The 24,453-nt window shown below is 64.0% G+C and carries 19 protein-coding genes; 8 read left to right on the plus strand and 11 right to left on the minus strand.

From position 1 onward, the window contains the following. Positions 1–7 precede the first annotated feature (7 nt). A complete protein-coding gene (locus HOP59_RS08115; RefSeq protein ID WP_234253447.1) occupies positions 8–1,294 on the plus strand; it encodes a sensor histidine kinase in 1,287 nt (428 codons plus the stop codon). Then, complete coding sequence (locus HOP59_RS08120) at positions 1,291–1,932, plus strand: response regulator (protein ID WP_234253448.1); 642 nt, start codon at positions 1,291–1,293, stop codon at positions 1,930–1,932. The genes HOP59_RS08115 and HOP59_RS08120 overlap by 4 nt, the downstream gene beginning before the upstream one ends. A gap of 23 nt (positions 1,933–1,955) precedes the next feature. On the opposite strand, the gene HOP59_RS08125 is transcribed toward HOP59_RS08120, so the two are convergent. The 6 genes from HOP59_RS08125 to gmk all read right to left on the minus strand — a co-directional run bounded on the left by HOP59_RS08125 (position 1,956) and on the right by gmk (position 6,716). Then, positions 1,956–2,462: an acyloxyacyl hydrolase gene (locus HOP59_RS08125; protein ID WP_086509063.1), complete on the minus strand. Its 507-nt coding sequence runs from the start codon at positions 2,460–2,462 to the stop codon at positions 1,956–1,958. Positions 2,463–2,530: 68 nt separating this feature from the next. Then, positions 2,531–3,043 (minus strand): RNA 2',3'-cyclic phosphodiesterase, encoded by a 513-nt coding sequence (thpR, locus tag HOP59_RS08130; RefSeq protein ID WP_234253449.1) that lies wholly within the window; start codon positions 3,041–3,043, stop codon positions 2,531–2,533. A gap of 6 nt (positions 3,044–3,049) precedes the next feature. After that, complete coding sequence (locus tag HOP59_RS08135) at positions 3,050–3,439, minus strand: RidA family protein (RefSeq protein WP_086509065.1); 390 nt, start codon at positions 3,437–3,439, stop codon at positions 3,050–3,052. Positions 3,440–3,529: 90 nt separating this feature from the next. After that, positions 3,530–5,665 (minus strand): RelA/SpoT family protein, encoded by a 2,136-nt coding sequence (locus HOP59_RS08140; protein ID WP_234239905.1) that lies wholly within the window; start codon positions 5,663–5,665, stop codon positions 3,530–3,532. A gap of 22 nt (positions 5,666–5,687) precedes the next feature. Beyond that, entirely contained in the window at positions 5,688–5,948 is a 261-nt protein-coding gene (rpoZ, locus tag HOP59_RS08145; RefSeq protein WP_010625900.1) for a DNA-directed RNA polymerase subunit omega, read from the minus strand. Positions 5,949–6,101: 153 nt separating this feature from the next. Beyond that, complete coding sequence (gmk, locus tag HOP59_RS08150; protein ID WP_234253450.1) at positions 6,102–6,716, minus strand: guanylate kinase; 615 nt, start codon at positions 6,714–6,716, stop codon at positions 6,102–6,104. A 260-nt stretch (positions 6,717–6,976) separates the two neighbouring features. Between gmk and ppk1 the strand changes: the two genes are divergently transcribed. After that, positions 6,977–9,226 (plus strand): polyphosphate kinase 1, encoded by a 2,250-nt coding sequence (gene ppk1 / locus HOP59_RS08155; RefSeq protein ID WP_103968758.1) that lies wholly within the window; start codon positions 6,977–6,979, stop codon positions 9,224–9,226. A gap of 88 nt (positions 9,227–9,314) precedes the next feature. After that, entirely contained in the window at positions 9,315–10,829 is a 1,515-nt protein-coding gene (locus HOP59_RS08160) for a Ppx/GppA phosphatase family protein (protein WP_234253451.1), read from the plus strand. On the opposite strand, the gene glsB is transcribed toward HOP59_RS08160, so the two are convergent. The 5 genes from glsB to HOP59_RS08185 form a co-directional block, all read right to left on the minus strand. Then, positions 10,810–11,733, minus strand: coding sequence for a glutaminase B (gene glsB, locus HOP59_RS08165; RefSeq protein WP_191224256.1), 924 nt, complete (start codon positions 11,731–11,733; stop codon positions 10,810–10,812). The two genes, HOP59_RS08160 and glsB, sit on opposite strands and share 20 nt — an antisense overlap. A gap of 98 nt (positions 11,734–11,831) precedes the next feature. Continuing rightward, positions 11,832–13,310, minus strand: a complete 1,479-nt coding sequence (locus HOP59_RS08170; protein WP_086509070.1) for an alanine/glycine:cation symporter family protein — start codon at positions 13,308–13,310, stop codon at positions 11,832–11,834. A gap of 330 nt (positions 13,311–13,640) precedes the next feature. After that, positions 13,641–15,074 carry a sigma-54-dependent transcriptional regulator gene (locus tag HOP59_RS08175; protein ID WP_234253452.1) on the minus strand — a complete coding sequence of 478 codons (1,434 nt, stop codon included), beginning with the start codon at positions 15,072–15,074 and terminating at the stop codon, positions 13,641–13,643. Then, complete coding sequence (locus HOP59_RS08180) at positions 15,071–16,801, minus strand: transporter substrate-binding domain-containing protein (protein ID WP_234253453.1); 1,731 nt, start codon at positions 16,799–16,801, stop codon at positions 15,071–15,073. Before HOP59_RS08180 ends, HOP59_RS08175 begins: the two co-directional genes overlap by 4 nt. Before the next feature lie 393 nt (positions 16,802–17,194). Continuing rightward, positions 17,195–17,893 carry a hypothetical protein gene (locus HOP59_RS08185; protein ID WP_234253454.1) on the minus strand — a complete coding sequence of 233 codons (699 nt, stop codon included), beginning with the start codon at positions 17,891–17,893 and terminating at the stop codon, positions 17,195–17,197. Positions 17,894–17,986: 93 nt separating this feature from the next. Here HOP59_RS08185 and HOP59_RS08190 point away from each other — a divergent pair, with 93 nt between their 5' ends. The 4 genes from HOP59_RS08190 (at position 17,987) to HOP59_RS08205 (ending at position 24,446) form a co-directional block, all read left to right on the plus strand. Further along, entirely contained in the window at positions 17,987–19,639 is a 1,653-nt protein-coding gene (locus HOP59_RS08190; protein WP_234253455.1) for a hypothetical protein, read from the plus strand. Between the two features lie 234 nt (positions 19,640–19,873). Then, entirely contained in the window at positions 19,874–20,071 is a 198-nt protein-coding gene (locus HOP59_RS08195; RefSeq protein WP_338073324.1) for a helix-turn-helix transcriptional regulator, read from the plus strand. A gap of 278 nt (positions 20,072–20,349) precedes the next feature. Then, positions 20,350–21,057, plus strand: a complete 708-nt coding sequence (locus HOP59_RS08200) for an inovirus Gp2 family protein (protein WP_234253456.1) — start codon at positions 20,350–20,352, stop codon at positions 21,055–21,057. 626 nt (positions 21,058–21,683) lie between these two features. Then, a complete protein-coding gene (locus HOP59_RS08205; protein ID WP_234253457.1) occupies positions 21,684–24,446 on the plus strand; it encodes a type I restriction endonuclease subunit R in 2,763 nt (920 codons plus the stop codon). The last annotated feature ends 7 nt before the right edge of the window (positions 24,447–24,453 follow it).

Below are 24,453 nucleotides of genomic sequence, written 5' to 3' on the forward strand. Positions count from 1 at the left end.
ATCGGATATGGGAGACAGGGCGCGAGGCGGCTGGCATGCCCTGGCGGGATCGTTCGGCCCCACCACCCTGCTGTTTCGCGGCGTCGGGCTGATCGCCTGTGCGGTGATCTATGCCATGCACCGGGTCCACGAGGAGCTGGCTGCGGAAGACGAGCTGACCCTCGTGTTGAACGGCGAGACCCTGGTGCGGCAGTGGCTGGGCGATACCGTGGCGGGGCTGCTGTTCAGCGAGACGCTGGTGATGATCGGCTTCGTCGTCTTCGCCGTGGCGTTCTGCCTGGCGACGGCGCCGACTGCCTACCGCCAGCCCCGTACGCGCTGGCTGCTGGTGGTCCAGATAGCGATAGGTCTGGTGATCAACGAAGAGCTGCTGCTGATCGTGGCCGCCCAGCTTCCCTTTCTCTACCCCTTGCCCTTGGCGTTCGCCTGGCTGCTTACCCAGGCACTGCTCAAGGCGCTGCTGTGGGGCGCGATTCTGCTGGCGGCGGATCCGATGGAGGCGGCCACGGCGGCGGCCGAGGCCGCGGGTATCGAGCTGCCGGCCATCAGCCTGGCGAGCCTGCTGGGGCTGGCCATCCTGATGTTCTTCGTGTGGCAGCTGTTCGCCTTCTGTCTGGGTTGTATCGCCATGGCCGAGCGGCGCCAGCGCTACCGGCTGGCTAAGGCCCATGCCGAGCTCACGGCCACGCGCCAGCTGCTGGCGGACAGTGCACGCGCCAGCGAGCGGCTGCGCATCTCGCGCGACCTTCACGACGGCCTCGGCCACCATCTGGCGGCGCTGAATCTGCATCTGGACCTGGCCTCGCGGCAGCCGGAGGACAAGGCGGCATCGCTGCACACTGCGCGTGAGATCGCCAAGGCGCTCTACCAGGAGGTCAGGAGCACGGTCGAGCGCGAGCGCCTCGTCGTCCCGATCGATCTGTTCGGCAGCCTGAAGACGCTCTGCTCGGGCATACCCGAGCCCCACGTCGAGCTGCGCTACGACCCGCGCTGCCGGGTGTGCGACCCGGCCCTGGCCCATGTGATTTTCCGTACGGTGCAGGAGGCGCTCTCCAACGCCCTGCGCCATGCCGACGCGGGCAGGGTCGAGATCAGTGTGGCATGCAAGGCCGGCGGCATACATGTCGGCATCGTCGACGACGGCCGCGGTGCGGCCAGGATCGTGCCGGGCAACGGACTGACGGGAATGCGCGAAAGGGCCGCAGAGGTGGGTGGCAGTCTGGCGCTGGAATCGCGACCCGGCGCCGGCTGTCAGGTTGGGCTATGGCTGCCTATGGAAGGGGGGAGATCATGATTCGAGTGCTGCTGGTCGACGACCAGCATCTGGTGCGCAGCGGCATCGCCGGGCTGCTGGGGCTAACGCCCGACATCGAAATGGTCGGCGAGGCGGCGGGTGGCGAAGAGGCACTGGAGCTCGTCGCCGCCAAAACTCCCGACGTGATGCTGCTGGACGTGCGCATGCCCGGCATGAGCGGCATCGAGGTGCTGGCTCGTCTGAACGAGGCGGAGTACTTCCCGCCGACCATTCTGCTGACCACCTTCGACGATGACGAGGCGCTACTGGCCGGCATGCGCGCCGGTGCCCGCGGCTTTCTACTCAAGGACATTTCGCTGGAGCGTCTGGCCGAGGACATTCGCCATGTCGCCGCGGGTGGCTCGGCCATCCGGCCGTCGGTCACCGAGCGCGTCCTGCGCGGGTTGCGCAGTCTGAGCCCTGAATTCGAATGCCTCGATCCGCCGTGCCGGCTGACCTCGCGGGAAACGGAAATCCTGCGTCTGCTGGCCAGCGGTCTCAACAATCGCGAGGTGGCACTCGCCCTGGGCACGGCAGAGGGCACGGTGAAGAATCAGGTCTCCAGCATCCTCTCCAAGATGGGCGTGCGCGACCGGGTGCGGGCGGTGCTGCGCGGTATCGAGCTGGGCTGGATCTGAGCTCGACCTGGGCTGAATCTGAGCTAGAGCGGCAGGCGATAGCCCATGGCCAGCACCTCGAAGCCCTGATTGGGCGAGCGGATACCGCCGTTCGAGTAATGGGTCAGGCTCAGTGCGACCTCGCCGGGCCCCAGTGGTCCGCCCAGCGCCAGGCGATCCTGGAACTGGAAGGCGCTGCCGAGCTCGCGCGACTCGTGGCGCGATTCGAGGAACAGCGCCATGCCGATGCCGCCTTCGACGAACACACCGCGCTGCTCACCGAAGGTCCAGCGCAGCGCCGGGGTGGCCAGCCAGGCCGCGTTGTGATTGCCCTCGCGGCCCTGCAGCAGCAGCAGACCGGTGGCCAGACGCAGACTGAGCGCTGACGGCAGGAATTCGAGTTCGGGACGCGTATCGAGCTCGATACGGACGGCGGCGGCCGATTCGCTGGTCATGCCGGCGTCGAGGTAGAGGTCTGCCAGCCCGGCAGGGCTGCCGAGCAGTGCCAGGCCGGCCAGCAGCCCGGCGGCGAGGTTCTTCCTGCGCTTCACAGTGTTCCCCTTTTTCTTGTGTGCCAATCTGGTGTTGGCTTGTCCGGCGCCTCTTCATCCTTGCAGCATCAATGCTGAGTTGCGGCCAGAGAGCGATAGTGCGCGCCCCGCTGATCGACGACCGAGTGAAGCAGCGCCACCCGTTCATAAGACCATGTCAGATCGACGGCGGGAAGCCCGTTCAGATCGAGCGAGGCGGCGCGGCGCAGCAGGGTGACGTGAGGCGTGAAGCCGCCGGGGCGAATACCGAACCCGCGTGCTTCGAGCGTGTCCCACAGCCGGCCCTGCAGCCGTGCCAGGCCGTGGTCGGTTCGCCGGCCGCCTACCCAGACGATGCCGGGGCGCCGGAAGCAGCCCCAGCCGTCGAGGCGCCACTCGCCGGGTTCGATGGCCAGGCCCTGGACCCACTCGACGAGCTCGGCGGCCTTGGCCTCCTGCACCTCGCCGAGAAAGGCCAGCGTCAGGTGCAGGCTAGGGTCGGGCATGCGCCTTCCGCCGCAGCGGGCATGGGCGATATCCGCCAGCGCACCGAGCCGCTCGCACAGCTCGGGCGGCGGATTCAGTGCCAGGAAGAGCCGCACGGCTCTTTAATCACCAATCACCATCACGGCTTCCGCTTCGAACTGCGCCCCCTTGGGCAGTGCCTTGACGCCCACCGCGGCGCGGGCGGGGTAGGGCTTGTCGAAGAACTCCTCCATCACCTTGTTGACCACCGCGAAATTGCCCAGGTCGACCAGGTAGAGGTTGAGCTTGACGATCTCGCCCAGCGAGCCGGCGGCCTCTTCGCACACGGCCTTGAGGTTGATGAAGACCTGGCGGGCCTGGGCTTCGAAGTCGTCGGAGACGAGCTCCATGGTGGCGGGGTCGAGGGGAATCTGACCGGACAGATAGACGGTGTTGCCGGCCTTGATGGCCTGGGAGTAGGGGCCGATGGCGGCGGGGGCCTTATCGGTATTGATCACGGCCTTGTTGCTCATGATGCGCTCCTCTTGGTGTCCATGTACTGCATGGCAAGGGTCAATGAAAAGCCCGTTCGCCGCGCCGGCGGCGAACGGGCCGAAACGGGTTCAATTGCCGACGCGGGTGATCTTGCCGACGTGGGACAGGTTGCGAATGCGTTTGATGATGCGGGCCAGGTGCACGCGGTCGCGTACTGCCAGGGTCAGGTGCACGATGGAGAGCCGGGCGTCGCGCTCCTCGATGCCGATGCGCTCGATGTTGGCGTCGGCGTCGGTGACCAGGCTGGCGAGCTCGGCCACCAGCCCGCGGCGGCTCTCGATCTCGATGCGCAGGGCCACCGGGAAGTCCTCGCTGATCTCCTCGGACCACTCCAGGGCGAACAGCTTGTCCGGGTCGCTCTTCAATTCGTCGAGATTGCGGCACTCGGTGCGGTGCACCACGATGCCCTTGCCCACCGACAGATGGCCCACCACCGGGTCGCCGGGCAGCGGGTGGCAGCAGCGGGCGAACTTGATCACCATGCCCTCGCCGCCGCTGATGACGATGGGGCCCTGGGCGGCCAACCCGCGCTCGCCGGCCTCGGCCATGTCGCCGCGCAGCAGATCGACCAGGCGCCGGGCCACCACGTGGGCCACCCGCGTGCCGAGACCGATCGACTCCAGCAGGCTCTCCTCGTCCTTGAGCGACAGCTCCGTCAGCAGCTCCGGCAGTACGCTCTCCGGCAGCTCCTCCAGGCTGGTCTCGAAATCCGCCAGGGCCTTGTTGAGCAGCCGTCGGCCGAGCTGAACCGCCTCGGTCTGCTGCTGATGCTTGAGGGCGTGACGGATCGCCGAGCGCGCCTTGGCGGTGACCACGAAGTTGAGCCAGGCCAGGTTGGGACGCGCCCCCGGGGCGGTGATGATCTCCAGCGTCTGACCGCTCTCCAGGCGGGTCGAGAGCGGCGCCAGGTGGCGGTCGATACGGCAGGCGATGCAGCTGTTGCCGATATCGGTGTGCACGGCGTAGGCGAAGTCGATCACCGTGGCGCCCTGGGGCAGCTCCATGATGTCGCCGCGGGGCGTGAACACGTAGATATCGTCGGGGAACAGGTCGTTCTTGACGTGTTCGATGAATTCCAGCGAGTCGCCGGCGTGGCGCTGCATCTCGAGCAGCCCCTTGACCCACTCCCGGGCCCGGGCGTGGCTGCCCTCGGCGATGGGGTGGTCGGTCTGGCCGGCCTTGTAGAGCCAGTGGGCGGCAATGCCGTTGTTGGCCATGGCCTCCATCTCGCGGGTGCGGATCTGCACCTCGATGGGCATGCCGCCGCTGCCGAACAGGGTGGTGTGCAGGCTCTGGTAGCCATTGGCCTTGGGGATGGCGATGTAATCCTTGAAGCGCCCCGGCACCGGCTTGTAGAGGTTGTGCACCACGCCGAGGATCCGGTAGCAGCTGTCGACGTCCTCGGTGATGATGCGAAAGCCGAACACGTCCATGATCTCGGCGAACGGCTTGCGCTGGTCGCGCATCTTCTTGTAGATCGACAGCAGGTGCTTCTGGCGGCCCACCACGGTGCCGGCCAGCCCTTCGTCGTCGAGGCTCTTCTGCAGCGTGCTCTGGATCTGGCGGATCGCCGAACGGCGATGGCCGCGGGCGCTGGAGACGGCGCGCTTGATGCGCTCGGCGCGCATCGGGTGCAGCGCCTGGAACGAGAGGTCCTCGAGCTCCACGCGGATGGTGTTGATGCCCAGGCGGCTGGCGATGCGGGCGTAGATCTCCAGCGTCTCGCGGGCGATGCGGCGCTTCTTCTCCGGGCGCAGGGCACCCAGGGTGCGCATGTTGTGCAGGCGGTCGGCGAGCTTGACGATGATGACGCGGATGTCCTTGGACATCGCCAGCACCATCTTCTGGAAGTTCTCGGCCTGGGCGACGGCCTTGTCCTCGAAGGTGATCTGGGTCAGCTTCGAGACGCCGTCGACCAGCTCCGCCACCGGCTTGCCGAACTGCTCGGCGAGAGCCTCCTTGGAAACCCCGGTGTCCTCGATCACGTCGTGCAGCATGGCCGACATCAGGCTCTGATGGTCCATGTGCATGTTGGCGAGGATGTTGGCCACCGCCAGCGGATGAGTGACGTAGGGTTCGCCGGAGCGCCGACGCTGGCCGTCGTGGGCCTGCTCGGCATAGTAGAAGGCGCGCTTGACCTGCTGGATCTCGTCGGGAGGAAGATAGCCGCCGAGTCTGTCGGCCAGGTCGTCGATGGTGAACATTAGCGCGCCTTGAGTGACAGCCTTACTCCTCGAGAGCGATACCCGGCTCGCCCTCGCGGCGAATCCTCACCGGCGCCTCGATCGGCTCGTCCAGCACGGTATGGTCGACGAGCCCGGCGGCGATCTCGCGCAGCGCCATCACGGTGGGCTTGTCGTTCTCCCAGGGCAGCTGGGCATCGCGCGAGCCGCGCGACAGCTGGCGAGCGCGCTGGGTGGAGATCATCACCAGCTTGAAGCGGTTTTCGACGTTTTCCAGACAATCTTCGACGGTGACACGCGCCATATTAGGGTACTTCCCGGAAACTGTGGTGGGCCCACGGCAGCGGCCGAAGGACCGAAATGGAACAGGACAGACTAGATTACTCGACGTTCGGCTACCCTGACAAGCGTCTGCGGGCCAGGACAGACGCTCCGCGGATAGGACAGGCGGCTGTCGCTAGGACAACAGCGCATCCAGCAGCGGGCCGTGACTCTCCTTCACCCGTGCCAGGCTCAGGCGCCGGCTGATCACCAGCGACTGCAGCTCGCGCAGGGCGGTGGTGAAGTCGTCGTTGATCACCAGGTAGTCGTATTCGTCGTAGTGCGACATCTCGCTGACCGCATCGCGCATGCGGCGGGCGATGGTGGCGTGCTCGTCGGTGCCGCGGTTGGCCAGGCGCCGCTCCAGCTCGTCGCGGGAAGGCGGCAGGATGAAGACCGATACCGCATCGGGCATCTGTTCGCGGACCTGGCGGGCGCCCTGCCAGTCGATCTCGAGGATCACGTCCTGACCGGCCTCGAGCAGGGCTTCCACCGCCGGCCGCGAGGTGCCGTAGAAGTTGTCGAACACCTGGGCGTACTCGAAGAACTCGCCCCGCGCGATCATCGCCTCGAACTCGTCCACCGTCACGAAGTGGTAGTTGACGCCGTCAACCTCGCCACGGCGCTGGCCCCGGGTGGTATGCGACACCGAGACCTGGATGCCGTCGAGGCTCTCGATCAGCTCGCGTACCAGTGTGGTCTTGCCGGCCCCGGAGGGGGCGGAAACGATGAAAAGCGTACCTTGAGACATGAGCGTGCGTCCCTGATGTGGCGACGAGTGATGGAGCGACTGCAGGAAAAGGCGAAGTATCTCATGAATTCCAGGTGCGCTGCAGGGGCAGACCGTCTTCATCGGCGAGACTACGCCAAGATGCCTCTCGACACCGCTCTTCCGGCCCGGTGGACATCAGCTTGTCACAAAGGCTGCGTATGGTATGTCGCAACGTCACTTAGGCTCACGGCGCGTCATGTCGCCGAGAGGTGGGGTCATGCTGCAGCGGGGTAGAGGCCATGCCGGAAGAGCAGAGCACCATGGTGGAGATAGAGGCGCAGCGAAGTCAGGAGGTGATAGCGGCAGCGCTTCCCGAGCCTTTGGCGCCTGCCACCGAAACACCTGACGAAACGCCGCTGCGGATCAATCACACCCGTACCGGGGTGCGGGCCAAGCCGACCTCTGTCACATCCGAACTCGACCTGAAGTCTCCCAGCCTCTACTTCAATCGCGAGCTGTCGACCCTGCAGTTTCATATCCGCGTGCTCGAGCAGGCGCTGGACATGTCGCATCCGCTGGTCAATCGGTTGATGTTCCTGCTCATCTTCTCGTCCAATCTGGATGAGTTTTTCGAGATTCGCGTGGCGGGCATCAAGCGGCATATTGCCCTGCATCCCGACGAGGTGGGGAGCGACGGCATGCGACCCACGGAGCTGCTCGACGAGATTTCTCGCATAGTGCATGAGCAGGTGGAACGACAGTACCGCATTCTCAACGAGACGCTGATTCCCGAACTCGCCCGGCAGAACATCTTCTTCCTGCGCCGCGAGAGCTGGACTGCATCCCAGCGGGAGTGGGTCAGGGAATATTTCGACGAAGAGATCATGCCGGTGATCAGTCCGATCGGGCTCGACCCCTCCCACCCTTTTCCTCGCCTGGTCAACAAGAGCCTGAATTTCATCGTCGAGCTGGAGGGCCAGGATGCATTCGGTCGCGAGGGCGGGCTGGCGATCCTGCCCGCCCCGCGACCGTTGCCGCGCCTGATCCGCTTGCCCGCGCACCTGAGTCGTCCGGGCTGCGATGAGTTCGTCTTTCTTTCCTCCATGGTCCATGCCCATGCCGAGGAGCTGTTCCCCGGCATGAAGATCATCGGCTGCTATCAGTTCCGCCTGACCCGCAACGCCGACTTCTCGGTGGATACGGAGGAGATCTCCGATCTCGCCTCGGCCCTCAAGGGTGAACTGCTGGCGCGACGCTATGGCGACGGCGTGCGCCTGGAGGTGGTCAACGACTGCCCGGCCCATCTCACCGACTTTCTGCTCAACCAGTTCAACCTCGCGCCCCGCGACCTCTATCTGGTGGATGGCCCGGTCAACTTGAGTCGGTTGATGACTCTGCTGGGGGATTTCGAGCGTCACGATCTGCTCTACAAGCCCTTCATTCCCGGGCTGCCCAAGGTGCTCAACAATCGCAAGGAAAGCCTGTTCAGCCTGATCGCTCAGGGCGACATTCTGCTCCACCACCCGTTTCAATCGTTCACGCCCATCGAGAGCCTGCTGGCCGAGGCGGCCAACGATCCTGGCGTGCTGGCCATCAAGCAGACGCTGTATCGTACCGGTGCCGATTCGGCCATCGTCAGTGCGCTGGTCGAGGCCGCTCGCAACGGCAAGGAGGTCACGGTGGTGATCGAGCTGCGCGCGCGCTTCGACGAGGCGGACAATCTGCTTCTCGCGGCCCGCCTTCAGGAAGCGGGTGCCATCGTGATTTATGGCGTGATGGCCTACAAGACCCACGCCAAGATGCTGCATATCGTGCGCCGCGAGAAGGGTGGGCTGCGTTACTACGCCCACTTGGGCACCGGCAACTATCACTCGCGCACGGCCAAGCTCTACACCGATTACAGCCTGCTGACCGCCAATGAGCGGCTGTGCGAGGACGTGCATCTGGTCTTCCAGCAGCTGTCGGGAATGGGCAAGCCCAGGGTGATCGAAACCCTGCTGCATGCGCCATTCGTGCTTCATGACCGGCTGGTGAAGATGATCGAGCGCGAGGCCAGGCACGCCGAGAAAGGCAGGAAGGCGCACCTGATCATCAAGTGCAATTCGCTGACCGAGCCCCAGCTCATCCGGGCGCTCTACCGCGCCTCGCAGGCCGGGGTGCGCTGCGACTTGATCGTGCGTGGCATGTGCTGCCTGCGCCCCGGTGTGGCGGGGGTGTCAGAGAATATCCAGGTACGCTCGATCGTTGGGCGATTCCTCGAGCATACCCGTGTCTTCACCTTCCACAACGATGGCAAGCCGGAGGTGTGGGCTTCGAGTGCCGACTTCATGGAACGCAACATGTTCCAGCGCGTGGAAACCTGCTTCCCCATCCTCGACAAGAAGCTGGCACAGCAGGTACGCAAGGACCTGGAGACCTACCTGGTGGACAACTGCCAGGCCTGGGTACTGACCGCTGACGGTCGCTACGTGAAACAGGTGCCCGAAGAGGGCGTTCCGGCCATCAGCGCCCAGGAGACGCTGCTCTACGCTTATGCAGCGAAGGCCTGAGCGGCGTTGTCCGTTCCGGCTGAGGCCGTAGCCACCCCCTTTGCTCTTGTCTGCTTCGGCAGGCCTCTGAAGGAAGAACTCGCCACCGATGACCCCATCGACTCATGACGAGCCTCGCCGCCTGGCGGCGATAGATCTGGGCTCCAACAGCTTCCACTTGTTGGTCGCCAACTATCAGCACGAACGTTTCCAGGTGACCGCCAAGTACGGCGAGAAGGTGCAACTGGCTGCCGGGCTCGACGATGACCTCAGGCTGAGCGACGAGGCCATGCAGCGCGCCATGGAGTGCCTGGCCCGGTTTGCGCCGTTCGTCGCCGACATCGACCCCAGGCACCTGCGTATCGTCGGTACCCAAACGCTGCGCATGGCCAGCAACGGCCAGGAGCTGATTGCCCATGCCGAAGCCCTGCTTGGCCATGAGGTGGAGATCGTTTCCGGCCGCGAAGAGGCCCGCCTGATCTATCTGGGTGTGGCGCATTCGCTGGCCGACGTGCATGGCCGCCGCTTCATCCTCGACATCGGGGGCGGCTCGACAGAGTTCATCATCGGTGAGCGGTTCGAACCTCAGGCCCTGGAGAGCCTGGAGATGGGTTGTGTCTCTTACACCCGACGTTTCTTTGCCGAGGGCACAATCGACGAGAGTCGCTTCCGCCAGGCCGAAATCGCAGCGCTGTACGAAGTGGAGAGTATCCGCCAGCCATTCCTGCAGCTGGGCTGGTCGGATCCGGTGGGCACCAGCGGCACTATCCGCAACGTGGCGGCCATCGTCTCCGCCGAGGGGGCGAGCGTCGAGGGCATCATTCGTCGCGATGCGCTGTTTCGGTTGCGCCAGCAGTTGATCGATTGTGGCCATGTCGACCAGCTCGCCCTGGTTGGGCTCAAGCCCGATCGCGCCAGAGTGTTTCCGGCGGGCGTGGCGGTGCTGTGCGCGGTTTTCGAAGCCTTCGACCTGCCGTTTCTGCGCTATTCGGACGGCGCGTTGCGCGAGGGCATACTCTACGACCTGATCGGCCGTAACACCCCGGAGGATTCGCGACTAAAGACGCTCGATGGTCTCGATCTGCGTTATGCCACCGACAGGCGCCAGGCTGCCAACGTGGTCGCAAGTGCCATGGCAGCCTTCGACCAGGTGGCCGAGGCCTGGCAGCTCGGCGACGAACAGCGCCAATTGTTGGCTTGGGCAGCCAGGTTGCACGAGATAGGACTGGCCGTTTCGCATAGCCAGTTCCATCGGCATGGCGCCTACCTGCTCGAGCATTCCGACCTGCCGGGCTTCTCGCGCACGGATCAGCGCGGCCTTGCCTTCCTGGTGCGGGCTCACCGGCGCAAGTTCCCCATCAAGGAACTCAAGGAGTTTCCGGCAACGGTACGCCAGCGCTATGCGCGTCTGGCGCGACTGCTGCGTCTGGCGGCAATACTCAACCACTCCCGACCTGAAACGCCGCCCGATGACGTTACCCTGGGCGTCGAGGGCGATGTTCTCCTCGTGACATTGCCCGGCGGCTTGACCGGCAGCGCCCTGCTGTTGGGCGCCCTCGAGCAGGAGAAAAACTATCAGCTCGCCGCCGGCTATCAGCTCGAGATCATCCCCGGGGCACGCTGATCCCAGCCGGATCGAGCTCCTCGGCGAACAGTTCCAGGGCGTACTGGGCGGCCACGGAATTGCCGTTGTCGTCGAGGGCCGGCGACCAGGCGCAGACCGTCATCCGTCCCGGCACCACGGCGACGATGCCGCCGCCCACGCCGCTCTTCGCCGGCAGCCCGACGCGATAGGCGAAATCCCCCGCCGCGTCGTACATGCCGCAGGTCGCCATGATCGCATTGATGCGACGTGTCAGCCCCGGCGAGACGAAGCGCTCGCCCATGGCGCGGGCCTCGCCGTCGGCCGCCAGGAAGTTCATGGCCACGGCCAGGTCGGTGCAGCTCATGGCCAGCGCACAGCAGGAGAAGTAGGTGCGCAACACCTCGTCGACGTCGTTGTCCAGGTTGCCGAAGGCCTTCATCAGATAGGCCATGGCGGCGTTGCGCGAACGGTGCTGCCACTCGGAGTCCAGCACCTCGTCGTCGATCAGGATCCTGGCGTTGCCCGCCAGCCGCCGGGCCACGTCCTGCAGGTGCTTGTCCGGGGTGGCAAAGGCGCTGACCAGGCGATCCGTGACCACGATGGCGCCGGCATTGATGAAGGGGTTGCGCGGCTTGCCCCGTTCGGCCTCGAGCTGGGCCAGGGAGTTGAAGGGCATGCCCGACGGATTCAGGCCCACCCGCTGCCACAGCGCTTCGCCGTGGGTACGCAGGGCAAGGGTGAGCAGCAGCACCTTGGCGATGCTCTGGATCGAGAAGGGCGTCTCGGCGTCCCCGGCGGCATACAGCGTTCCGTCGTTGGTGCACACGGCGATGCCGAGCCGTTCCGGGTCCTGTTCGGCCAGCGCCGGGATGTAGCTGGCGACCCGGCCGCTGCCGAGCCGGGAGCGGGCCCGGGCATGGATGCTCTCCAGCCAGGCCTGCATGTCTTCCCTTTCCGGCAGGGTTCGCATGCTCTGGGCCCCAACGGCCGGCCCCGAAGCATCGGGGCCGGCCGCAGGCCGTGACAGAGGGTATCGCACCGCTACTTCGCCGGCTGGCCGGCGGTCGGTGCCGCTGCGCCGTAACGCTTGAGGCGCTCGATGTCCTCGGGCTCGATCTCCCAGGCGGCGGGATCGATGTCGAGGTCGGCGAACTTCTGGGCATCGAACACCGGGTGGCGGATGCCGGCGCGGATCTGCTCGTCGAAGTCGCGCATCAGGCGCAGCCCAGGCTTGAACAGCATGAGCAGGGCGATGAGGTTGGCCAGCGCCAGGAAGCCCATGGTCACGTCGGCGAAGGCGAACACCGTGCCCAGGTCGGTCAGCGCACCCCAGGCGCAAAGCGCGACGATCGCGATGCGGAACAGGTTGAACAGCGTGACGTTGCCATCGCTGAAGTAGTTGAGGCTGTTCTCGCCCAGGTAGTAGTTGTAGAGAATGGTGCTGAAGCCGAACAGCAGCAGCGCCACGCTGACGAAGCTGCGGCCCCATTCGCCCACGTGGTCGGCCAGCGAGACCTGGGTCAGCGCCACGCCGCCGATATCGGCACCGCTGGCCGGGTCGTAGGCGCCGCTGAGCAGGATGATGAAGGCGGTGGCCGAGCAGATGATCAGGGTGTCGATGAACACCGAGAAGGCCTGCACGACCCCCTGGTTGGCCGGGTGCGGCACATAGGCCACCGCGGCGACGTTGGGCGCGCTGCCCAGGCCCGCCTCGTTGGAGAACAGGCCGCGCTTGACCCCCATCATGATGGCGGCGCCGATACCGCCACCCACCGCCGGCTCCAGGCCGAAGGCGCTGTTGACGATCAGCAGGAAGACCTCGGGGATGCGCGGCAGGTTCATGCCCAGTACCACGAAGGCAATCAGCAGGTAGCCCACCGCCATGACCGGCACCAGCACCTCGGTCACCCGGGCGATGCGCTTGATGCCGCCGAAGATGATCAGGCCGACCACCGCGGCCATGCCGATCCCGGTATAGAGCACCGGAATGCCGAAGGCGTCGTCGAAGGAGGTGGCCACGGCATAGGACTGCAGCGCGGTGAAGCCGAAACCGAAGGTGACCAGCAGCAGCACCGAGTAGAGCGCGGCCAGCCACTTCCAGCGGCTACCGAGGCCGCGGGCAATGTAGTAGGCCGGTCCGCCGCGGTAGGTGCCGTCCGGCTGGGCCGTCTTGTAGGCCTGGGCCAGGGTGCACTCGAGGAAGCTGGTGGCCATGCCCATCAGGCCGACCAGCCACATCCAGAAGATCGCCCCGGGGCCGCCGAGGGTGATGGCCACTGCCACGCCGGCGATGTTGCCGCCGCCGACGCGACCGGCAATGGAGAGCAGCAGCGCCTGGAAGGAGCTCAGGTGGCCGTGCTTGTCACGCTTGAACGCCTGGCTGGCGCCGAGGATGCGGAACATGCGGGCGAAATAGCGAAACTGGACGAAGCGCGAGCTCAGGGTGAAGCCGACGCCGACGGCGATCAGCAGGGCGATGAGCACCTTGCCCCACAGCAGGTCGTTGATCAGATCGAGCATCAGGCGTTCCTCCGCTCGGGCGCGACGTGGGGCAGCACGGACCGGGGAGTGGCGGTGGGTATCGTTATTCTTGGCATGGAACTGGAACCTCTTGCTGATGTTTTTGCGACTGGGCCCACCGTAAGCGGGCCGGTTGTCATCGCAAGTTCCATGCCATTCCGCTGCTTTCCTGCAACCTATTGATTCAGAGAGAAAAAATTCAAGAGGGTGAGGCTTTGCGCCATCGTCAGCGCTATAACCCAGGTTCTAGAGGGGTTAAGAGATAAAGCTAACTGATTGAACTGGAAGGACAAAAAAGAGCTATAACTCAAGTTATCGTTATAACCCAGGTTATGACCCTTCCGTGCGGCGCTTCTTCAGCCGCTTGCTCAAGGCGGGCTGCGAGATGCCCAGCCAGCGCGAGGCGATCGACTGATTGCCTTCGGCGCGGCGCAGCGCCTCCTCCACCAGCGCCTCGGCGACCGCTTCCAGGGTGGGCAGCGGCTCGTCGGCAGCGAACACGGGCCCTGGGCTGGGCTGGTGTGTGGGAACCACCGCTCCCGGCTGGCCGATGGCACGCTTGAACGACTCCATGGAGAGCGTGTGGCTGCGGTGCAGGCTCATGGCGTCATAGACCATGGCGCGCAGCTCGCGCACGTTGCCGGGAAAGGCGTACTCGCCGAGCAGGATCTCCAGCTCGGGGGGATGGCTTGGCTTGCGCTTGCCGAGCTCCTCGGCCGCTTCGGTCAGGAAGTGGTCCAGCAGCAGAGGAATGTCCTGCTTGCGCTGGCGCAGCGGCGGAATGTGTATCTGATGCGTGCGCAGGCGATAGTAGAGGTCCTTGCGGAAGGCGCCCGTGCGCTGCTTCTCGGCCAGGTCGTGGTGGGTCGCCACCAGCACCCGGGCCTGCAGCCGCTTGGGCCGGTCGCTGCCCAGCGGGTAGTACTCGCCCTCCTGGAGCAGGCGCAGCAGCTTCACCTGGGAGGCCGGGCTGAGATCGCCGATCTCGTCGAGCAGCAGGGTGCCGCCCGCGGCCTGCTCGATCATGCCGGCCCGCGGCTGGTCGGCGCCGGTGAAGGCCCCACGCTGGTGACCGAACAGCGTGTCGGCGAAGACGTTGTCGTCGAGGCCGGCCACGTTGACGCACACCAGCGGCCCGCTGCAGCCGCTCAGGGCATGGGCGGCCCGGGCGATCAGCTCCTTGCCCACGCCGCTCTCGCCGGTGATCAGGATGGGCTGACGGGTCAGCGCCACCGATTCCAGATACTGGAAGACCGCGCGCATCGCCTTGTCGGCGGTGACGATATGGGCGAAGGCCTCGGGCCGCTCCAGGGTGTCGCAGAGCACGCGCCGACGCAGCGCCTGGTTCTCCTGGCTCAGCTCCTGCAGGCGAATGGCGCGGCGGATGCCTTCGATGAGCCGGCTCTCCTCGTCGGTCTTGACGAAGTAGTCGAAGGCCCCGAGCTTGATGCAGTTGACCGCGGTTTCCACCTGATTGAGGCCGCTGATGACGATCACGCCGATGTCGGGATACTCCTCGACGATGCGCGCCAGCAGCTCCTCGCCCGACAGGTGGGGCATGGTCAGGTCCAGGGTCACCAGGCCGATGTTCTCCCGCGCCAGGATGTCCATGACCTCGCGGCTGTCCTGGCAGCGGTGAATGTGGTTGATGCCGCCGCTGCGCTCCAGGGCGATGCTCAGGCTGCGCAGGAAGGAGGGTTCGTCGTCGACCAGCAGCACGCCGAATGCGGGGTAGAGGGGCGGTGTGGTCAGGGGCGTGCTCATGGTGCGTCTGTCTCCTGCTCACGGGTCTGGGGCGTGCTGGTCGACGTCGCATCGGCCGGCCTGGTTGGCAGCGACAGCACGGCCCGGGTACCGTGGCCGGGCCGGGAGTCGAAGGTCAGGCCGCCCTGGTGCTCGCTGACGATACTGGCGGAGACGGAGAGGCCCAGCCCGGTGCCGCCGCACTCGCGGCGGGTGGTGAAGAAGGGGTCCGTCAGCCGGTGCATGTCCTCGGGGGCGATGCCGCACCCCTCGTCGCACACCTCCACCAGCACCCGGCCCTCGCTGCGCTCGTGACGCGTCGTCAGGCGGATGCCCTGGGCAGGGTTCTCCAGCGCCTGACAGGCGTTCAGCACCAGGTTGATCACCACCTGCTCGATGCGCTGAGCGTTGCCGACCAGCGGCGGCAGGTCGTCGGCATAGTGGGCCTCGAAGCGGCCGGTCGCCTTGCGGATCGAATTGTCCACCAGGCGCACGGCGGTGGCCACCACCTCGTTGAGATCGAAGAGTTCGGCCTGAGCGCTGCCGCCCTGGCGGGCGAAATCCTTGAGGTCGCCGACGATGCGCTTGATGCGCCGGGTACCCTCCTGCATGTCATCGATCATGCCGGGGATCTCCTCGCGCATGCGCGAATAGGGCAGCCCGCCGAACGGGAAGTCGCCGTGGCGGCGGTAGTGCGCTTCGAGGATCGGCTCGGCGTCGGCCCAGGCGTCGCGCAGCACCGGCAGGTTCAGCAGCAGCAGGCTGCTGGGGTTGTTGATCTCGTGGGCCACCCCCGAGACCAGCACGCCGAGCGACGCCATCTTGTCGGCCTGGATCAGCTGCTGCTGGTGCAGCCGCAGCTCCTCGGTGCGCGCCGCCACCTCACGCTTGAGCAGGCGGTTCCAGATCACGATGACGCCCAGGATCAGCAGCAGCAGCGCCGAGAGCGCCGCGCCGACCTGGCCGACCCGGTGCCAGGGGAAGCCCTCGCCGCCCTCCAATGGCCCCAGCCAGCGGTCGTAGATAGCCTGGTGGCGGCCGGTGTTCTTGAGGATGGCCAGCCCCTCGCTGAACTTGGCCAGCAGGTTGGCGTCGCCCTGGCGCACCGCGTAGCCGTAGCGCAGCGAAAAGGGCCGCGCCACCGGCACCAGGTTGGTCAGGCCCAGCTCGCGGCTGAGGTAGAGCGCCGGCAGGTTGGCCACCAGGGCGTAGTCGTGCTGGCCGGCGGCCAGCGCCCGCAGCGCATCGGCGTGGGTATCCACGGGGATCACCACGGCGCCGATGTCATGTTCGATCAGGTAGTCGTGCATGATGTCGCCGCGCTGGACCAACACCTCCTTGCCGCGCAGCTCCTCGACCTCGACCACCGGGTCGCCGCGGCGGGCGAAGATCGACTGATGGACGATGGCGTGGGGCGGGGCGAAATCGAACTGTTCGGTGCGCGCCTCGGAGAACGACATGCCCTGGAGAATGTCGATCTCCCCCTGCTCCAGCCCCCGGCGCACCTCGCTCCATGGCTTGAGCTCGATGCGCACCTCGATGCCCATCACCTCGGCGATGGCCTGGGTCAGCTCCACGTTGTAGCCGGCCGGCTCGCCGTCATCGTCGAGAAACTCGTAGGGCGGGTGATAGTGATCGCCACCGACGACGATGATGTCTCTGGCCCCCTCGGGCCCCTCGACCTGCCCCCAGCCCGGCAGGGGCACCGCGAGGCAGACGGCCAGTGCCAGCCGTCGTAGCCACCCCATGATGCTGGATGGATGCCTTCGACAAGGCACTGCCCGGTTCGCCTTCATGGTCGTGTCACTCGATATTCTGGATCTGAAAATAGACCGTGATTAATTTTCATAATCCAATCAAGCGTTTGTGGGTAATTTGAACTGCCGAGCGTGACTTTACTCCCCAGAGTACTCCCCGTTTGGCTGAGGCTGCTCGACTGCTCGACTGCTCGACTGCTCGACTGCTCGACCTCGACTGCTCGACTGCTCGACCTCGACTGCTCGTTCAGCCGGTCTCGAGGCGGAATGGCCAGCGAGTATACAGCAGCCATCTAGCATATCTACCAAGCCCGTGCCTGAGCGATAGCCACGTGATGATACCTAGGATGTAGATTCAAGCGCATGAGACTGCAATGCACTCGTCTAGCCCTCAGGATGCAGTTTGTTGGCAAGGGTCTGCAAACGCTGCTCAAAGCGGGGGAGGCCAAGGCGCATGAGCTTCAGTTCAGGCAGTGCTGTCTTAACTTCTTTTTTTCGCATGTCGATTAGTGCGGTGTACTTGCCGATCATCTCGTCATCTAACGACTCGTCAGTCAAATCTCCCAGCAGCGCTTGAAGACGGTACCGCTCATGTAATTCTTCGGCCAGGGATTCCAAGAGGTCGTTAATGGTGCGGCGATATAACCCAGTCATTTCCTCGTGCTTGGCCTTCAGCTCCTGGCACTCCTTCCTGGTCTTCTTTGCCGCTTCCCTTTCTTGGTCGTGTTGTCCAGCTGCCTCACTGATCACCTGCCTAAGGGTCTCAACCCTCGACAACCCGCGCGCTTTGGCCAAGCGAGCCAGCTCCTTTCGGACTTGGCCGGGGAGTTGAAAGGCAACCTGCTGGCCGTTTCGGGTGCGGTACTGCTTCTGTCGCCAGGCAGCACGCATCTTGTCCACCCAGTAGCGAAAGGCCCGGTCTTGTTCATAACGCGCCATGGCCTCGATGAAGGCAACGCCATCGAGCGGATACCCATTGATGGGGAGGACGCCGGGATACCCCTTGCGAGCCAAATACTGTCCCGCCCAGGCGAGCTGTCCATGGTCGTCAGGGTTAAGCCAGGTCAACCAGGTGGGTCGCAATGCGGTGATCTCCAGGTGGTGAAGAAAGAATCATGGACCATTCACTGACCTCAGGATAACCACTGTCAGCAAGTATCACAATGTAGCATCACAATGACACGTCACATTGTGATCTATATCCACCTTGCCCTGTATGTTTTGCGGCGATTAAATCGCTTCATGATCTGCTATTCTGGCGGTATGACCATCTCCCTGCTGTACTACTCTTTTGAGGATTACTGGCTGCCTCCTGAACCACCTTCCGAGGCGGATGAGCGACGGCGCCCCAAGCCAAGCAGGCCGCTGCCCCCCGAGGCACGCTGGCTGCTTTGGCAGTGGTCGCGGGTTATCGGCCTGGACCAGCGCACCATTTGCCATGTGCAAACACTAAGCCAGCGTCTTGGCACAACGACGCAGCAGTGGGGCCGACTAATGCGCATGCTGAAAGCTAGTGGTGTGATGGTGCCCCGCCCGGTGCCTCAGAAGCGGGGAAGGCCCCTCACCGAGTACCGCATTGCCGCTGACGTGCGATACGACTTGGGGCGCCTGGCTGTGTTGGACACACCTCACCATCGCGAGATAGAGCACGTTCTGAGCGGATGCGCCTCTTATTCCTCTGCGTCAGTAGCGCAGCCGCCTTGCGATGCCAGTAACTCTAACCTTCTCTCGCCTGATGAGCGCCGGTGTCGTTTGACCGCGGCCAATCGCTGGCTCATAGCCGTTCTCTTGGCTCATGCCGATGGTTCTGGGCGAGTGACCGGCTTGAGCTATACCCGCCTGGGGCACTTCACCGGCATGAGTCGTATCCAGTTACAGAGCCAGATTTCTAAGCTTCGAGCTCAAAAGGTCCTGGCATACCACCAGCCGGGCCGGCTGGGGCGGCTGCTCGGCTGCCAGATGACCTCGATTTTCGTTCTCGATCTGGACCATCGCCTCATTAGGCCTGAAAGCCGTACTGAGATGGGCGTTATTTTGCTCTCTAGGCATGGAGGGAAGCAGGAAAAGCGCACTGTGATCAACGGCATGGTGGAAGCGTTGTTCGTGGTGGCTCACTATCGAGCGCAAGCCCCGGACAGGGATCGGAAGTTAGAAGTCAGGGGAACAGTGGAACAGCATGCACGTGCCTTGTTGTCGAAATACTGTGACCCTGGGCCACTCGCGAAAGAACTGGTCGAGGCTTACGACGCTAACGCTGCCAACTGGTTGCTGGCCCGCCTGCATGGCTACGCTGAGCAGCTCCTATCAACCGGCTGGGACACGCTGGGTTCGAGAAACCAGAGTTGGGATCATCCTGTCGCCAAGGTGATGGATGCAGTAGCCAAAGACTTCCCCGGAAGGCCTCGGGCCACCGACCAGCAAGAGAGTACAGAGCCTTCCTCTGATGGCGCAGTAAGCTCTGATGGTGACGCTGGCGCGGATTTTACCCAAGCTGATGGAGATGCGGAGGCAGCTGCTACTCATGCCCCCTATGTCAGCTTGCTTTACTCTCTGGCCCATCACCTTGCCGTCGAGATCAAGTATTATTTGGAAGGAGTGACGAATCACGGCGAGCGACTACGTGAGCTGACCTACAGCCTGACACCTGATCCGGTGTACGGCCTAACCCGTTTGAAGGTTCAAGGGTTTAGGCAGCGAGGAGCCGATCAGAAGCGCCCTGTCTATGCAATCGCCATATTGCACCCCGCCGTCAAGAGTGACATGACGACATGGCTAAACCAGCATCGTGATCTCGGGGACTCGCCCCCAATGGCTCCCGTACCTCGCTAGCGATTCGGGCGCCGGTTTCGTCCAGTCTCCAAAGAGCCCTTTCTGCAGCCACTTACGGAGAGGGATTCTTTTTAGACTGTCCGTAGCGTCGGATTTTGTCCCAGGTAATAGGAATAGCTCTGACGGCCCCACTACTGCAAGGCAGTAGTGGTATCAAGCGAGAATAGCTGTTCTGGTCTCCAATAAAATAATACTCGCTGCCCTCATCTCATGAACGAATAACAGGAGTTCGTCATGAGCATGAAACTGGTCCGCATCAAGGAAGTCATGGATCGCACCGGTCTCGGTAGGTCCACAGTCTACAAATACATGAACCTTGGTCTTTTCCCCAAGCCCATCAGGCTTGGTTCCCGGGCCGTGGCCTGGGTCGAGAGTGAGGTAGTGGCATGGATTCAACACGGCATCGAATGCCGGGATAGCGAGTCCATCTAGCACTCTTTGATTTAGAAATAAATGATGTAATGGAAGAGCGGAAAATCCGCCTACATCCCCGTTGGTCCATCAGAGCCCACCTGCATTTGCTGGTCCTCGCATCAGCATTTCCGGCCCTTGTTTAATTGTTATTACCCTAATCAAGAGAGCAGAGAGGGGCCTTCAGTCCCGAATCCAAGCGAGCAAGGGAAGAGTCACAGCAACAGCTACATCCACCCACCTACCAACCCTGAATCCAGCATCAGCTGGAGGATTAATCGTGCCTGATATCAGCGCCGATGACCGACAAGGCATCGGCGTTTACTCATGTCACTCGAGATTTGAAAATGACTACCAGACACCCCACCAATCCCAACCTTCACCTGACTCACTCCACCTCGTTCAACGGGATGGATGTCCAAGAGAGGGCCTTACCCATGGTGCGTGAATACTTACAGGCGCTCCAAGACACGCTAGAGCGAGCCATCAGCGATTACCCTCGAGTGCTGGCTTTCCGGGTCGACCCGGTCATACCTACCGCGATCAGCGACAGGATGACGCTGCAGGACCATCAGTTGCTGATCCGGAAATTCATCGCTTCCTTCAAAGCCATTATCAAGCACGAGCGTGAAATAAAGCGCCGGAGAGGATGGGCGCCAGATACCAAGGTGCGCTACGTCTGGTGCCGTGAGGTAGGAGAAAATGGCAAGCCGCACTATCACTTCTTCCTGATCCTTAACCGCGATGCCTATCACCTGCCCGGCAGGGTGGGCTCCCCCAACGAAAATCTCTTCAGCCGAGTCTCCCGGGCCTGGTACAGCGCGCTGGGGGTGGCGTGGAACCCCCAGGAACCCTGGATTCATGTCCCGCAGAACCCGGTGTACTGGATCGATCGAGGTGATGCCGAGAGCTTCCAGCAGGCCTTCTACCGGGCGTCGTACCTGTGCAAGGCCGACACGAAGCAGTACGGACTGGGGATGCGGGCTTTCGATACAAGCCGTCGTTGATGCGTGTGGGCTCACAACTGCCCGTCGGGGCTCTGGAGAAGTCAGGAAGCACAGCAGCGCTCCACGGCGCTGCTGGTAATCGACGAAGAGGACAATGATCATGCAATGCAAGTGCGGAAGTGAGACACAGCTGAACGAAGCGGTGAAGAGCAGGCTGAAGGCACGACTGGAGTTCAGATTTGCAAGGCCTGCAGCAGCGTGTCTAATAGCGAATTGATCGTTGTGGGGGTTAAGGTCACCATGGATGACAAGGCACGGGACAAGACTCGGCAGCTTATGCCCACCTGGATACAGACGCAGTGGAGACGTTCTCTGCCCGTGCGGGAGGGCTTGCAGAGGGTCTATAGCATCAGCGCTTTGCCAGCTGAGGGCTGAGGTGGCAACGCACGATCTCAACCGGCGCCGGTTCGCAGGCAATTGTGGCTATCATCAACCAGGGCTCAACGGCCTTAGCTCCAACAGGAAAACCTGCGCATTAGCCGGTACTCTTGGGGTAGCACCTTTTCGGCATGTGCGACCGCAAGGCACTGAGCAAGGGCTGCCGGCTGATCAGGGCTGCCAGGGAAGGGTTGCCAGAGCAGACGTGGGAGCACCCACGCGATGACCAGGGAATGAAGGGGAACGCTGTGCAACAACCGGAAGAGCAGGCCAGGACCAAGATCGACCAGCTGCTGCGCGATGCGGGCTGGGTGATTCAGGACAGAAGCGACTTCGACCGACAGGCGGCGCTGGGGGTGGCCGTGCGGGAGTTCCACCTGCCCGCTGGTTACTGCGACTACCTGCTGTTCATCGACGGCAAAGCGGCAGGCGTTATCGAGGCCAAGAAGGCCGGGGTGACGCTCAGCGGCGTGGCCGAGCAGTCGGCCAAGTACGTGGCCCAGTTGCCTGAGCACCTGGCACGCTGGGAGCAGCGGCTCGTCTACCACTACGAGAGCACCGGGGACGAGACCTTCTTCTGCAACCTGCGCGATCCCAAGCCGCGTTCCCGCCGCCTGTTCGCCTTCCACCGCCCGGAAACGCTGCGCGAGTGGCTACGCCAACCAGACACCCTGCGTGACCGGCTGCGCAATATGCCCCCGCTTGAGACTAAGGGGCTGCGTGATTGTCAGATCGAGGCCATCCAGGGCGTAGAGAGATCGCTGGCGGTGGACCGCCTGCGGGCGCTGATTCAGCTAGCCACCGGGGCGGGCAAAACCTTCACCGCCTGCAGCTTTTCCTACCGGCTGATTCGCCATGCCGGGGCCAAGCGGATCCTGTTTCTGGTGGACCGAAACAACCTCGGCGATCAGACCCTTAAGGAGTTTCAGAACTTCCAACCGGTGGGTGCGGCCAACCGCTTCACCCACACCTACATCGTTCAGCACCTGCACGGGCACCACATCGACCCTGATGCCAAGGTGGTGATCACCACCATCCAGCGCCTCTATGCCATGCTACGCGGCAAGCCGTTGGACGAGGCCGACGAGGAGGCCTCGGCCTTCGAACAGTGGGAGGGCGAGCAGGGGGAGCCGCTGCCCCTCGGCTACAACCCCGAGATCCCCATCGAGACCTTCGACTTCATCATCACCGACGAGTGTCACCGCTCTATATATGGCCTGTGGCGCCAGGTGCTGGAGTACTTCGACGCCTCGCTGATCGGCCTGACCGCGACCCCCTCCAAGCACACCCTGGGCTTCTTCAACCAGAACCTGGTGGCGGAGTACCCCTACGAACGCTCGGTGGCCGATGGCGTCAATGTCGGCTACGAGATCTACCGCATCCGCACCCGGGTCACCGAGGAGGGCGGCAAGGTGGAGCCCGGCGACGTGGGCTACCAGGTACCGGTGCGTGATCGGCGCACCCGGCGGCTGCGCTACGAGACCCTGGATGAGGAGTTCGAATACACCGGCAAGGAGCTCGACCGTTCGGTGGTGAACCCCAACCAGATCCGCACCGTGCTGCAGACCTACCGAGACCGGGTGTTCACCGAGCTCTTCCCGGAGCGCACGGGGGAGTGGCTGCCCAAGACGCTGATCTTCGCCAAGGATGACAACCACGCCGAAGAGATCGTCCTCGCCGTGCGCGAGGTGTTCGGCGAGGGCAACGACTTCGCCAAGAAGATCACCTACCGCAACAGCGGCGAAGACCCCAAGGCGCTGATCAAGGCGTTCCGGGTCGACCCCATGCCGCGGGTCGCCGTCACCGTGGACATGATCGCCACCGGCACCGACATCAAGCCGGTGGAGGTGCTGATCTTCATGCGCGACGTGAAGTCCGAGGGCTACTACGAGCAGATGAAGGGCCGCGGCGTGCGCACTATCCCCGATGCCGACCTCAAGGCGGTGACGCCGGACGCCGAATCCAAGACACGCTTCATCCTGATCGATGCCGTGGGGGTGACGGAATCGAAGAAGAACGCCAGCCAGCCCCTAGAGCGCAAGCCTACGCTCAGCTTCGATGCCCTGCTGGAACAGGTGGCCATGGGCCGACGCGACGAGGACGCTGTCTCTTCCCTGGCGGCTCGCCTGGCCGCCCTGGATCGCAAGCTGACCGATGAGGGCCGCACCCGCCTGGCCGAGGCCAGCGGTGGCCAGACGCCTCGCCAGCTGGCCAACCGGCTGCTCGATGCCATCGACCCGGACAGCCAACAGGCCGCCATCACCGAGCGGCATGGACCGGCTCCCACGCCGGAGCAGGAGCAGGCCGTGGTACAGGAGCGGCTGGACGAGGCCTGCCGGCCCTTCGACAAGCCGGCGCTGCGCACCCTGCTCAAGGAGATCAAGCAGAAGCGCGATATCGTCATCGACGAGGTGACCACCGATGCTCTGGTGCACGCCGACTTCGACCATCAGCGGGCCGAGCAGACCATCAGAAGCTTCAAGGCCTTCATCGAGGAGCACCGCGACGAGTTGACCGCCCTGCAGATCCTCTACAACCAGCCGCTGGGCCAGCAGCGGCTCACCTATGCCGCCATCCGCGAGCTGGTCAATGCGATGCTGGAGAAGCCTCCTCACCTGGCGGTGGCCAACGTCTGGCAGGCCTACAAGCGGCTGGAGGCCTCTCAGGTGCGAGGTGCTCCGGTAGATGAGCAGCTCACCGAGGTGGTCAGCCTGGTGCGCTATGCCCTGGGGCAGACCGACACCCTGGAGCCCATCGATGCCGTGGTGGAGCGCCGCTTCAACCTCTGGCTGGGCCGCGAGAAGAAGGCCGGGCGCGAGTACAACGCCGAGCAGGAGGCGTGGCTGCGGTCCATCGCCGCCTACCTTGCCGCCAATGCCGAGATCGCCCCGCGGGATTTCATGGAAGTGCCCAGCCTGGCCGACCAGGGTGGTATCCTCGGCGCCAGACAGGTGCTGGGTAACGGATTGAATGAGATGTTAAATGAGCTGCAAGAGGCGCTGGTGGCGTGATGGAAAG

This window comes from Billgrantia aerodenitrificans, from assembly GCF_021404405.1.
In the GTDB taxonomy this organism is placed as follows: Bacteria; Pseudomonadota; Gammaproteobacteria; order Pseudomonadales; family Halomonadaceae; genus Halomonas; species Halomonas aerodenitrificans.

Excerpts from the sequence above, each read along its gene's own strand:
- HOP59_RS08115 (WP_234253447.1), top strand. The coding sequence starts at position 8 with ATGGGAGACAGGGCGCGAGGCGGCTGGCATGCCCTGGCGGGATCGTTC.
- HOP59_RS08120 (WP_234253448.1), top strand. The coding sequence starts at position 1,291 with ATGATTCGAGTGCTGCTGGTCGACGACCAGCATCTGGTGCGCAGCGGC.
- HOP59_RS08135 (WP_086509065.1), bottom strand. The coding sequence starts at position 3,439 with ATGAGCAACAAGGCCGTGATCAATACCGATAAGGCCCCCGCCGCCATC.
- HOP59_RS08140 (WP_234239905.1), bottom strand. The coding sequence starts at position 5,665 with ATGTTCACCATCGACGACCTGGCCGACAGACTCGGCGGCTATCTTCCT.
- rpoZ (WP_010625900.1), bottom strand. The coding sequence starts at position 5,948 with ATGGCGCGTGTCACCGTCGAAGATTGTCTGGAAAACGTCGAAAACCGC.
- gmk (WP_234253450.1), bottom strand. The coding sequence starts at position 6,716 with ATGTCTCAAGGTACGCTTTTCATCGTTTCCGCCCCCTCCGGGGCCGGC.
- ppk1 (WP_103968758.1), top strand. The coding sequence starts at position 6,977 with ATGCCGGAAGAGCAGAGCACCATGGTGGAGATAGAGGCGCAGCGAAGT.
- HOP59_RS08160 (WP_234253451.1), top strand. The coding sequence starts at position 9,315 with ATGACCCCATCGACTCATGACGAGCCTCGCCGCCTGGCGGCGATAGAT.
- glsB (WP_191224256.1), bottom strand. The coding sequence starts at position 11,733 with ATGCAGGCCTGGCTGGAGAGCATCCATGCCCGGGCCCGCTCCCGGCTC.
- HOP59_RS08170 (WP_086509070.1), bottom strand. The coding sequence starts at position 13,310 with ATGCTCGATCTGATCAACGACCTGCTGTGGGGCAAGGTGCTCATCGCC.
- HOP59_RS08175 (WP_234253452.1), bottom strand. The coding sequence starts at position 15,074 with ATGAGCACGCCCCTGACCACACCGCCCCTCTACCCCGCATTCGGCGTG.
- HOP59_RS08180 (WP_234253453.1), bottom strand. The coding sequence starts at position 16,801 with ATGGGGTGGCTACGACGGCTGGCACTGGCCGTCTGCCTCGCGGTGCCC.
- HOP59_RS08190 (WP_234253455.1), top strand. The coding sequence starts at position 17,987 with ATGACACGTCACATTGTGATCTATATCCACCTTGCCCTGTATGTTTTG.
- HOP59_RS08195 (WP_338073324.1), top strand. The coding sequence starts at position 19,874 with ATGAGCATGAAACTGGTCCGCATCAAGGAAGTCATGGATCGCACCGGT.
- HOP59_RS08200 (WP_234253456.1), top strand. The coding sequence starts at position 20,350 with ATGACCGACAAGGCATCGGCGTTTACTCATGTCACTCGAGATTTGAAA.